The following is a 12,389-nucleotide window of genomic DNA, read 5'->3' as shown; positions in this document are numbered from 1 at the left end:
TTTATCAAAAAAATACGACATATTCGAACTGTTGGGCATACTGATTATGGATTAACTACTCCAGGTGAACACTTCGCAATTACTTTAGCACAACTTACAAGTTTGCTTTTAACCGTGTATCCATCTGGTGATGCTCTAGTTGCAACAAACATGATAAATAAGTGGGTAAATGTGGTAAGAGAAGAGTATTTCAAGACTCATGATTTCATTTTTCCAGATGCTGCTAAATTATGGGATGATAAAATAAATTAAAGTATAAGATGGGTATTTGATAGAAAAAAAGTTCAAAAAATTTAAAAATTTTTTTAACAAAGATTCAGCCAAGACACAAGATATTGATTTTTTTATTTATAAACTTCAAGTTATCATTGAAAATCACTACATATTGTGTTACAAGTAGTAATTTGACAATTATCATTGGGTGTAGTAGAATAGACTTATGAAGACAATCCCCTCATTCCGTAAAGGCAGACACGTTCTGACATGAGGGCTTTTATTTTACTCTCGGGAGCATATATGGAACCAAAATCTTTAAAAATTGAAGACCAACTTGATCTCTTTTATAGGAGAGGTGTTTTCATAACAGACAAAAATAAAGCCTTAGAGAAACTTAAGCACATTAGTTATTATAGGCTTAAAGATTTCGCTAAACCTTATTCAAGTATAACAATGTACGGTAATGTACCTGTGTTGAAATATTCCAACATTACATTTGAAGACATTGTTAAAAGATATTATCAAGACAAAAATTTAAGAATACATCTTCTTCATGCCATTGAAAAAATAGAAGTATCAATAAAAAGAAATATTTCTTTCATTTTAGGGAATAGATATGGCTCTTATGGGTATTTAGAATTTGATAAATGGGCAAATAAAAAAGATTACAACAAATTTGAGCTAGAAAAGAAACAGTTTTATTTTAAAAAAGATTTACTTAAAACCGTAAAAAAATCGTCCCTCTCAGTTCTAGCTGATAGAAGGAATTTGAATTCTGAAGGATTTCCAACAATTTGGATTGCAACTGAAGTTTTAATGTTTGGTGAGCTAGTTCACTTAATAAAAATAATGAGTACCAAAAATCAAAATGAATTAGCAAAATTTTATAACTGTTCATTCAAAGAGTTGTTATCATGGCTTAAATGTTTAAACTTTGCTAGGAATGTTTGCGCTCACAATGCCAACATCATTGATATCAATTTGCAAACAAAGCCCTTAATACGTAATAAATGGAAAGATAAATTTTTATATACTACGACAGATAGCAATGGCAACAAAATAGTAGTTCATAAAGTCGCCACTATAATTTTGATTACAATAACTTTAGTAAATGAAATAAATAAAAAGTATAGGTGGAAGCCTATTAGGAGTAATATTGCTACAATTTGCAAAGATTCTAATGTTTATAAAGCTGATTTGAATTCTAATATCATAGGTTTTGCAAATTCGACTACTGCGTTAGATTTAGCTACATTTGCGAATGGTAACTACTGAATTTAAAGAGGAATCTGGAGAGATACAATAAAGTGACGTAGTTTGTGTTAAAAAATCTCTGTAAAGTTTATTTAATTAGAAAAAAATAATTGAATTAAACAAGGAAGGCTCTTTGAACCCACCTTAGTGAGATTGAAATCTGATATCGAGAAAGAACTAGTATTGTTCTTTCTTTTTATTGTATCTAATTTTGAAATTATGTCCCTTACTTTATCTTCAAAAAAATTCAATTTACTTTTGATCTATGAGCATGTTTTTTCTAGTAAAATATTATTAATTAATGATATAGTGTAAAGTGAAATGGCACAAAATAGAGAGAAACATTTAAACATCTAATACACTTACTTAAATTATGATTGTTTAAGTGTACGTATATCATTGAATCAATATAAGAGAAAACGATATAAATACAATACTTTTAATTAACAAATCGTTTGTTAATTAAAAGAGAATTTTGAGTATATTTTTAAAACTAAATACAACGATTCTATATTTTTCTTTTATTTCCTAAAAAAGAGAGGAGATCAAATGGCTGCAAACTTAGCTCTACATACAGCAATGAGTGATAAAAATGATGAATTCTATACTTTATACTCTGACATCGAAAGAGAAATGAATTCTTATATTGATTTTAACCCCAAAGTATTTAACGGGAAAACTATACTTTTACCTTGCGATGATCCAGAATGGTCGAACTTCACAAGATATTTTGCCGCAAACTTTGAACGATTAGCTTTAAAAAAATTTTTGGTTATAAAACTTACTGTTATCTTATTTGAATATTCCTAAGTCTCCCTTATAACATCTTTCCGAAAAACTATAATTTTCTTGAAAAATATATCTAGCTATGCTATACTACTAGTATAGAAAGATTTGGAGAGAAATATGAAACGCGAGATCTTATTAGAACGTATCGATAAACTCAAACAAGTCATGCCCTGGTATGTTCTAGAATACTATCAATCGAAACTGGCTGTTCCATACAGTTTTACGACCTTGTACGAATACTTAAAGGAATATGATCGATTTTTTACTTGGGTTTTAGAATCTGGCATATCAGATGCTGACACCATGGCCAATATTCCCTTAGAAGTTCTGGAGCACATGACCAAGAAGGACATGGAATCTTTTATTCTTTACTTACGGGAACGACCTTTGCTTAATGCTAATACAACCAAAAACGGAGTTTCTCAAACAACAATTAACCGTACTTTATCTGCATTGTCTAGTCTTTATAAGTATTTGACCGAGGAAGTTGAAAATGAACAAGGTGAACCTTATTTCTACCGTAATGTCATGAAGAAGGTTTCTACCAAGAAAAAGAAAGAAACCTTGGCGGCCCGAGCTGAAAATATCAAGCAAAAGCTCTTTTTAGGGGATGAAACAGAGGGATTTTTGAATTATATAGATGAGGAATACCCTAAAACTCTCTCAAATCGAGCCTTATCGTCCTTTAACAAGAATAAGGAGCGAGATTTAGCCATTATCGCACTCCTTCTTGCCTCTGGTGTCCGTCTCTCTGAGGCAGTTAACCTAGATCTTCGAGATCTCAATCTTAAGATGATGGTGATTGACGTCACTCGAAAAGGTGGAAAGAGAGACTCGGTCAATGTTGCTGCCTTTGCTAAGCCCTATTTAGAGCAATATCTTGCTATTCGAGACAAACGTTATAAGACAAAAAAGACTGATACAGCTCTCTTCTTAACCTTGTATCGAGGTGTTCCAAACCGGATTGATGCTTCTAGTGTTGAAAAGATGGTGGCCAAGTATTCAGAAGACTTTAAAGTCCGCGTAACTCCCCACAAACTACGCCATACTCTTGCAACCCGTCTCTATGATGCAACCAAATCCCAAGTTTTGGTCAGCCACCAGCTGGGACATGCTAGCACACAGGTAACGGACTTGTATACGCATATCGTTAATGACGAACAGAAAAATGCCTTAGATAGTTTATAATTTACATAATATAAACTATGTAAATAATAGCTACAAAAAAGAAGCTGGGAAAAACCAACTTCTTTTTTGTTTATTCTACAACAGCTTCGGCAATTTCTTCTGCAGTTATTCCTGCGAAGTAACGACCTAGGTTAATGGTTTGAAGGGCTTTGAGGACGTCTTCACGTTCGTATTTAACGCCACGAAGAACATCTTCTACTGCTGCAACATCTTCGATACCAAAGAAGTCACCGTAAATCTTGATGTCTTGAATTTTTGACTCAATAACATTCGCAAAGATTTCAACCTTACCGCTTGGGAATTTAGTTCCACGACGGACATTGTATTCAGGTGATTTCCCATAGTTCCAGTCCCAAGTTCCAAACTTAGTTTCTTTGATGCGATTGATTTCAGCCAATTCTTCATCTGAGAATACATACTCAGTCATCTCAGGGTATTCTTTTTTCATGTATTCCAAGAGTAAATCACGGAATTCTTCAACAGTGATCTTTTCTGGCAATTCATCGATAATATTAGTTACACGAGCACGTACTGATTTAACCCCTTTTGATTCAAACTTATCTTTAGACACTTTAAGTGCGTTAGCTAGGACTGACAAATCTACGTCAAAGAGAAGACAACCATGGTGCATGATGCGGCCATTGATATAGGCTTGTGCATTTCCACAGAATTTCTTACCGTCGATTTCTAAGTCGTTACGGCCTGTAAATTCAGCTTTAACACCAAGTTCAGCCAAGGTATTGATAACTGGAGTAGAGAAGCTCTTGAAGTCAAAGGCCTTGTTTTCATCTTCTTTTGAAATGATGGTATAGTTAAGGTTGTTCAAATCATGGTAAACAGCACCACCACCACTGATCCGACGGACTACTTCAATACCGTTTTCGCGTACATAGTCACGGTTAATTTCTTCGATGGTATTTTGGTGACGTCCTACAATAATAGATGGTTTGTTAATCCAAAGAAGGAAGATTTGATCTTCGTCAACAAGATGCTTAAAAGCGTACTCCTCTAAAGCAATATTAAAAGCAGTGTCGTTTGAATGATTGATAATGTATTTCATAAGGTACCTTCTAATACGATAGAGACTGGAAAAATAATTCCAGTCTAGTCTATCAATTTTTATTTTTTCTTAGGTGAATGGATAGCCATTCCAAGAACATCAGCAAATGCTTCGTACATAACTTCAGAGTATGTTGGGTGACCGTGGATTGTCTTAAGCATTTCTTCAACAGTGATTTCCATTTCGATGATGCTTGACGCTTCATTGATCAACTCTGCAGCAGCAGGACCAATGATATGAACACCAAGGATTTCACCATACTTCTTGTCTGCAATGACTTTAACAAATCCTTGAGCTGCATCTGATGCAATGGCACGTCCGTTTGCAGCAAAGTTGAATTTACCGATTTGGACGTCATATTTTTCACGAGCTTGTTCTTCTGTCAAACCAACTGCTGCTACTTCTGGAAGTGTGTAAATAGCTGCAGGAGTCAAGTTCAATTTGGCAACAGCGTGGTTTCCTTTAAGGGCGTTTTCAGCAGCTACTTCACCCATACGGAAGGCAGCGTGAGCCAACATCTTAGTACCGTTAATATCACCTGGTGCATAAATACCAGGAACAGAAGTTTCCATGTACTCGTTAACCTTGATACGACCACGGTCTAACTCAAACTCAACTTCTCCGATTCCTTCAAGGTCTGGAACACGGCCGATTGAAAGAAGGGCTTTATTTGCGATGATATCATCTTTTCCTTCAACCTTGATACGAAGTTTGCCATCTTCTTCGATGATTTCTTGAAGTTTAGTACCTGTCAAGATAGTCATACCTTTACGTTCAAGAATCAAGCGAAGGTTTTTAGATACTTCAGCATCCATTGCTGGAACAATACGGTCCATCATTTCGATAACCGTAACTTTTGAACCAAATGTCATGAAGGCTTGACCAAGCTCGATACCGACAACTCCACCACCAATGATCACAAGGCTTTCTGGTACTTCATCCATTTCAAGGATGTCATCACTAGTCATCACAAGAGATGATTCCATACCAGGAACATTGATTTTGCTTACTTTAGAACCACCAGCAAGGATAATCTTCTTAGTTTCAAGCAATTCAGAACCATTTACCAAAACATTCTTATCTTTAGTAATAGTACCGATACCTTTATGAACATCAACTCCATAGCTACGAAGAAGTCCTGCAACACCACCTACAAGGGTATTGACAACTTTAGATTTAGTTTCCAAAAGTTTCTCCATATCAACTGTGAAATTAGGATTTTCAATCACGATACCACGATTGGCTGCATGACCGATATTCTCGATAATTTCAGCGTTATGAAGGTAAGTTTTAGTTGGGATACATCCGCGGTTCAAACATGTTCCACCAAGTTCAGATTTCTCAACAAGAGCGACCTTACCACCTAATTGAGCTGCTTTAATGGCAGAAACATAACCAGCAGGTCCACCACCAATAACAACGATATCATAAGCATCATCGCTCTTACCATCATCGTTCGAAGCACTTGCTGCAGGTGCTGGGCTAGCTTCTGGTGCAGCTGCTCCAGCTGTTGGGATATTTTCCCCTTCTTCACCAAGATAACCGATAACTTCAGTAACAGGAACAGTCTCGCCGTCCCCTTTCAGGATAGCGATCAAGTAACCGTCTTCTTCTGCTTCCAATTCCATGCTGACTTTGTCAGTCATGATTTCCAAAAGGATTTCTCCTTCTTTTACAAATTCTCCGACTTTTTTATTCCATTGGACGATTTGTCCTTCTGTCATATCCACGCCTGCTTTTGGCATAATTACTTCTAAGGCCATATCTTACTTCCTTTATCTATATTTCTAAAAATAAATTCTCTAAACCAACATTGAGATTGGGTTTTCAATTAAAGCTTTCAAGTCTTTCATAAACTTAGCACCAGCCATACCATCTACGACACGGTGGTCAATTGTTAAACCAAGACTCATAATTGGACGAATCACGATTTCACCATTAACAACAACTGGTTTCTCAATTGTTGAGCTAACCCCAAGGATTGCTGAGTTCGGTTGGTTAATGATTGGACCGAATGATTGAACACCAAACATTCCCAAGTTACTAATGGTGAAGGTTGAATTTTGCAACTCGCTAGGAGCTAGTTTACCATCCAAAGTACGTCCGATAACATCTTTAAAGGCAACTACTAACTCAGACAAACTCAATTTTTCAGCATTATAAACAACTGGCGTCATCAAACCATTATCCATTCCTACAGCCATCGCAAGGTTGACATAGTTGTGAGTGATAATTGTCTTACCGTCTTCAGTTAATGAAGCGTTAATGTACGGGTGTTTCATAAGCGTCTTAACAACCGCAAGTGAAAGCAAGTCTGTAACGGTAATTTTCTTACCAGTTGCTTCCATGATTGGATCAAGGACCTTCTTACGAAGGGCAAGCATTTCAGACATATCGACATCATAGTTAAGCGTGAAGGTTGGTGCAGTCAAGTAAGATTCAACCATACGTTGAGCAATAACCTTACGCATTGGTGTCATCGGAATACGCTCGATTTCCCCATAAGGAGTTACGTTATCTGGAATTTCTTCCACTTTTTCGATCTGAGAAGGTGACTTGATTGTATCGTTTTCAATATTTTCCGGAAGGAAAGCTAAAACATCCTTCTTCATAATCTTGCCACGATGACCAGTTCCTTGGATTTCCTGCCATGCAATGTTATGTTCAAGGGCAATTCGTTTTGCAAGTGGTGAAATGCGAACCACATTAGTGTCTTTAAATGTTTCCACGTCTTCTTTGTGGACACGACCGTTTGCGCCTGAGCCAGAAATATCGTAGAGATTAATTCCTAAATCATCCGCTAATTTTCTAGCTGCAGGAGTCGCTCTTAGCTTATCATCAGCCATGACCTCTCCTATTCTATTTATGATGCAAAGGGCGTTTAAAAGCAACCGAAAAATAGGAAATCAACACAGACTTCGATGAAGTCAAGGAGATTTATCTTTTTTCCGAGCTTTTAGCCCGTGCTCTAATCTAAGATACTAAGGACGTAGAGAACTTTGCATCTATAGATACAAAGCATCTCGTCCGATTAATTTATTTACATAATTTATATTATGTATTATTGTTTGTTGTGAGTTTTACGGATTGCATCTTTGATGCTTTCAACTGTTGGAATCATTGCATTTTCAAGATTTTGTGCATAAGGCATTGGTACATCCTCACCTGCACAACGGCGAATAGGTGCATCTAAATAATCGAATGCTTCTGATTCTGAGATAATAGCTGAAATTTCACCGATAAAACCACTTGTCTTGTGGGCATCGTTGACAAGAACTACTTTTCCAGTCTTCTTAACTGAGTTAATGATGATTTCTTTATCAAGTGGAACCAAAGTACGTGGGTCTACTACTTCTACTGAGATGCCTTCTTCAGCCAACTCTTCAGCAGCTTGCATAACACGACGAAGCATTTTACCGTATGTTACAACAGTTACATCAGTTCCTTCGCGTTTAATTTCACCAACGCCAAGTGGAATGGTATAGTCAGGATCTACCGGTACTTCACCCTTTTGGTTAAATTCTGATTTGTATTCAAGAATGATAACAGGGTTGTTGTCTCGAATAGAAGACTTGAGAAGTCCTTTCATATCAGCCGGAGTACCTGGAGCAACAACTTTCAAACCAGGAATATGGGTAAACCATGATTCCAAAGATTGGGAGTGTTGAGCTGCAGAACCTACTCCGTTACCAGCGGCACAACGGATTGTAATTGGTACTTGACCTTTACCACCAAACATGTAACGAGTTTTAGCAGCTTGGTTGACGATATTATCCATGGCAATAACAGAAAAGTCCATGAAAGTCATATCAACGATTGGACGAAGTCCAGTCATAGCAGCACCAGCAGCTGCTCCAGAAATAGCTGCTTCAGAAATCGGACAGTCTCGAACACGTTCTGGTCCAAATTCCTCAAGCATACCTACAGATGTACCAAAGTCTCCACCAAAGACACCTACATCTTCACCCATCAAGAGTACATTTTCGTCGCGACGCATTTCCTCAGACATTGCAAGGATAATGGTATCGCGGAAAGACATTAATTTTGTTTCCATATTTCTCTACTTCTCCTTAGTCTGCGTAAATATCTTCAAAAGCTGATTCTAGTGGAGGGAATGGACTTTCTTCTGCAAACTTAACAGATGCTTCCACTGCTTCCTTGACTTGAGCCTGAATTTCTTCGAGTTCTTCTGCACTAGCAATTTTATTTTCAACAAGGTACTTGCGAAGGTTTTCGATTGGATCTTTTTCTTTCCACTCATCGACTTCTTCACGTGTACGATATTTACCAGGGTCTGATGATGAGTGACCAAGCCAACGGTAAGTTACACTTTCGATTAAGACAGGACCTTTACCAGAACGAACATGGTCAACTGCTTTCTTAAATCCTTCGTAGACATCGATAACATTGTTACCGTCTTCGATAAACATTCCAGGAATACCGTAAGCAGCACTACGCTCATGGATATGCTTGACATTTGTCATTTTCTTAATATCGGCAGAGATTCCATAACCGTTATTGATACAGTAGAAAATAACTGGTAGATTCCAAATTGAAGCCATATTAACAGCTTCGTGGAATACACCTTCATTCGTCGCTCCATCACCAAAGAAGCAGACAACGATCTTGCCAGTGTTTTTCATTTGTTGAGTAAGGGCTGCACCTACTGCGATTCCCATACCACCACCTACGATACCGTTAGCACCAAGGTTACCCGCATCTAGGTCGGAGATGTGCATTGATCCACCTTTACCTTTACAAGTTCCAGTATACTTACCAAGGATTTCAGCCATCATACCATTAAGGTCGATTCCTTTAGCAATGGCTTGTCCGTGACCACGGTGGTTCGATGTTATGAGGTCGTCTTCGTTTAGAGCTAACATAGCCCCAACGTTTGCAGCTTCCTCACCAACAGAAAAGTGCGTCATACCTGGCACTTTCCCTTTTTTTACTAATTGAGCAATTTTTAAATCCATACGACGAATTTCTTCCATCTTACGGAACATCTCAAGCAAAAGATTTTTATCTAAAGTTGACATAATCTTGCCTTTCTAAGTTTAATTTCTTATAGTTCTATTCTAACTTATAGGTTAACTATAGTCAAAGATTATGCTTGATATTTTTTCACAATATAAAAAAAGAAAAGTCACTGAAATCAAGACTTTTCATTATGTAAAATGGCTATTTCACAAACTGATTTCCATGGATATTTTCAACAAATTATTTGAATCTTTTCATAATAACTTGTAAACGCCACTGATAGAGTAATCCGCTGACAACTAAACTTACGATAAGACCTATCCAATATGAATAAGCATCAAGATTTGTTGAATAATCTAGAAACAAACCAAGAGGTATAGCAACTCCCCAGTATCCAAGGATACCAAGGTAGAAAGGGATGACAGTATCTTTGTAGCCTCGTAAAATCCCTTGTAATGGTGCCGCAAATGTATCAGCTAACTGGAAAAATAAGCTATAGGTCATAAAACTAGCAGTTAGTTGAACGAACTCTGGATCATGACCATAGAGACTGGCAACATTTTCTCTAAAAACATACAGAAAAGAAAGTGTTAAAATTGCGAATGCCATAGCTGATAGTCGTCCAATTTTTATGTATTTTTTAGCATCCCCTAGACGTTTAGCACCAACTTCGTAAGAAACAACAATAGCCATTGCTGTTGAAATGCTCATAGGAAAAGCGTACATGAGAGATGAAAAGTTCATAGCAGACTGATGACTAGCTATTATCAATGATGAAAACTTCGCCATAATCAAGCCAACGGCTGAAAAAATAGCAACTTCTGCAAAAACAGTTCCACCAATAGGCAACCCCAGTTTTATCGCTTCTTTTATTTTATTTTTATCTAAAGGTAGTCGGTTTTCTAAATGTAGTTCTTTTAATTTTTCTTGTTTAAGAAGTACTAGTATAGATATACCCAACAAGGCCCAATAAGCCATAGAGGTCCCAAGTCCCGCTCCAGCTCCTCCCAACTCAGGAAAACCAAAGGCACCATAAATCAATAAATAGTTAAAACCACTATTGAGAGGGAGCAATAAAAGCATCAAATACATGGACAACCTTGTTAACCCAAGCGCATCCAGTAATGAACGGATAACACTAAAGAGTAAGAGAGGAATAATCCCTATTGCTAAAAACCATAGATAACGAACTGCTATATTTGCTACCGTTGCTTCTAATCCCATATTATTTAGAACTAGAGGAGCAACCAGAAAAACTAAAACAAATAGAAAAATGGATAAGCCAAGCGAAAGATAAAGAAACTGGTAGAAATCAGAAGCCACTTCTTCTTTTTTCCCACGTCCTAAATGATGCCCAACTATAGGAACTAAGGCAGAAACAATACCTGTTAAAAAAGTAAAGAAAGGATTCCACAAGCTAGTAGCCATTGATACACCAGCTAAATCAATAGTATTATACTGGCCGGTCATGGTTGTATCGACAAAGGAAGCCGAATAATTTGCGAATTGATAAACCAAAATAGGGAAGAAAATCTTAAGAAATAAAATGAACTTGTCTTTAAAATGATGGGTTGGATACATACAGACTCTCTCTAAATTTAAATTTTATAGAGCAGTATTTCATCTAGTTTTTATAAACAATCTGTCCATTACAAATAGTGTATTTTACCTGCCCTTTTAAAGTTTCACCGATAAATGGTGAATTAGCTGCTTTAGAAGCAAAATGTGTGTCTACAATTCGGTCAGCTTTATCATCAAAAATGGTAATATCAGCTGGACCATTTTCAGCCAAATAACCTGCTTCAAAATGATACAATTTTGCTGGATTTACAGTCATTTTTTCTAATAATTCCATCAAGCCTAGCTCACCAGCTTCGACTAAGTAAGTTAAACCAAGTGACAATGAAGTTTCCAGTCCTGTCATACCTGAAGGAGCTTTTGTGATATCCTCGACATTCTTTTCATCAGCATGGTGAGGCGCGTGATCTGTCGCAATTACTGAAATGACTCCTGATTTCAAACCTTCGATAACTGCCAAGCGGTCTGACTCCAATCGAAGTGGTGGATTCATCTTAGCATTACTTCCCTTAGTCAAGAGAAGCGCTTCAGTTTTAGAGAAATGTTGCGGTGCTACTTCTGCAGTTACGTTTGCTCCCAAACCTTGAGCGAACTCCACAACCTTAACACTTTCTTCCTTGGATAAGTGCTGGATATGAACATGGGCTTTTGTTGCATAGGCGATCATAACATCACGTGCAATCATTGCATACTCTGCAACCCCTGTAGCGCCACAAATATGGAAGTGTTCTTTAGCAATATTTTCATTAAAACCTAGCGTACCATTCAGACCAGGATCTTCCTCGTGTAAGCTGATAAAGGTGTTGAGTTTTTTAGCCTCTTCCATAGCTTCCTTGACCACTTTACTGCTTTCAAGCGGAATACCATCATCTGAAAAACCAACGGCTCCAGCTTCTAAAAGCGCCTTAAAGTCAGTCAAGTCTTGGCCATTAAAGTTCTTGGTAATCGTTGCTATAGACTTAACATTAATTTTTTCCTTTGCCGCAGATTGAAGAACTTCCTGCAAAGTCTCAACATCGGAGATGGTTGGATTGGTATTAGCCATCATGACAACTGTCGTAAAACCACCAGCTGCAGCTGCTAGTGCACCTGTATGAATGTCTTCTTTATGAGTTTGACCAGGTTCACGGAAATGAACATGGATATCCACCAAACCAGGTGCAACTACAAGACCAGTTGCATTAATGACCTCTGCACCTTTTTCACTAATTTGTGGTGCAATTTTGACAATTTTACCGTCTTCAACCAAGACATCACACACTTGATCCAAACCAGACTTAGGATCCATTACTCGACCATTTTTAATTAGTAACATCTGCTTTCT

General features: G+C 37.2%; 10 protein-coding genes. 3 read left to right on the top strand and 7 right to left on the bottom strand.

Going from position 1 to position 12,389, the window contains the following annotated elements:
* The first annotated feature begins 516 nt into the window (after window positions 1–516).
* From K1I61_RS02375 to xerS, 3 genes are all read left to right on the top strand, one after another.
* A complete protein-coding gene (locus tag K1I61_RS02375; protein WP_223333061.1) occupies window positions 517–1,491 on the top strand; it encodes an Abi family protein in 975 nt (324 codons plus the stop codon).
* A gap of 528 nt (window positions 1,492–2,019) precedes the next feature.
* On the top strand, window positions 2,020–2,280 hold the full coding sequence (locus tag K1I61_RS02370) for an adenine-specific methyltransferase EcoRI family protein (RefSeq protein ID WP_223333060.1): 261 nt from the start codon (window positions 2,020–2,022) through the stop codon (window positions 2,278–2,280).
* Between the two features lie 96 nt (window positions 2,281–2,376).
* Entirely contained in the window at window positions 2,377–3,447 is a 1,071-nt protein-coding gene (gene xerS / locus K1I61_RS02365; RefSeq protein WP_223333058.1) for a tyrosine recombinase XerS, read from the top strand.
* A 70-nt stretch (window positions 3,448–3,517) separates the two neighbouring features.
* Here the strand turns inward: xerS and K1I61_RS02360 are convergent, their stop codons facing one another.
* The 7 genes from K1I61_RS02360 to K1I61_RS02330 all read right to left on the bottom strand — a co-directional run bounded on the left by K1I61_RS02360 (window position 3,518) and on the right by K1I61_RS02330 (window position 12,380).
* Window positions 3,518–4,507 carry a lipoate--protein ligase gene (locus tag K1I61_RS02360; RefSeq protein ID WP_223333055.1) on the bottom strand — a complete coding sequence of 330 codons (990 nt, stop codon included), beginning with the start codon at window positions 4,505–4,507 and terminating at the stop codon, window positions 3,518–3,520.
* Between the two features lie 59 nt (window positions 4,508–4,566).
* Window positions 4,567–6,270 (bottom strand): dihydrolipoyl dehydrogenase, encoded by a 1,704-nt coding sequence (lpdA, locus tag K1I61_RS02355; protein ID WP_223333053.1) that lies wholly within the window; start codon window positions 6,268–6,270, stop codon window positions 4,567–4,569.
* A 39-nt stretch (window positions 6,271–6,309) separates the two neighbouring features.
* A complete protein-coding gene (locus K1I61_RS02350) occupies window positions 6,310–7,353 on the bottom strand; it encodes a dihydrolipoamide acetyltransferase (protein WP_223333047.1) in 1,044 nt (347 codons plus the stop codon).
* 215 nt (window positions 7,354–7,568) lie between these two features.
* Entirely contained in the window at window positions 7,569–8,561 is a 993-nt protein-coding gene (locus K1I61_RS02345; RefSeq protein WP_049548449.1) for an alpha-ketoacid dehydrogenase subunit beta, read from the bottom strand.
* Window positions 8,562–8,577: 16 nt separating this feature from the next.
* On the bottom strand, window positions 8,578–9,546 hold the full coding sequence (locus K1I61_RS02340) for a thiamine pyrophosphate-dependent dehydrogenase E1 component subunit alpha (protein WP_223333046.1): 969 nt from the start codon (window positions 9,544–9,546) through the stop codon (window positions 8,578–8,580).
* Between the two features lie 181 nt (window positions 9,547–9,727).
* A complete protein-coding gene (locus K1I61_RS02335) occupies window positions 9,728–11,068 on the bottom strand; it encodes an MATE family efflux transporter (RefSeq protein ID WP_223333045.1) in 1,341 nt (446 codons plus the stop codon).
* Window positions 11,069–11,111: 43 nt separating this feature from the next.
* Window positions 11,112–12,380: a dihydroorotase gene (locus K1I61_RS02330; protein WP_223333044.1), complete on the bottom strand. Its 1,269-nt coding sequence runs from the start codon at window positions 12,378–12,380 to the stop codon at window positions 11,112–11,114.
* Window positions 12,381–12,389: the final 9 nt, after the last annotated feature.

The sequence above is a fragment of the Streptococcus infantis genome, assembly GCF_019929665.1.
Classification (GTDB): Bacteria; Bacillota; Bacilli; order Lactobacillales; family Streptococcaceae; genus Streptococcus; species Streptococcus infantis_H.
Note: the sequence above shows the minus strand (reverse complement) of the source record. Positions and strands in the feature narration are given on the sequence as shown.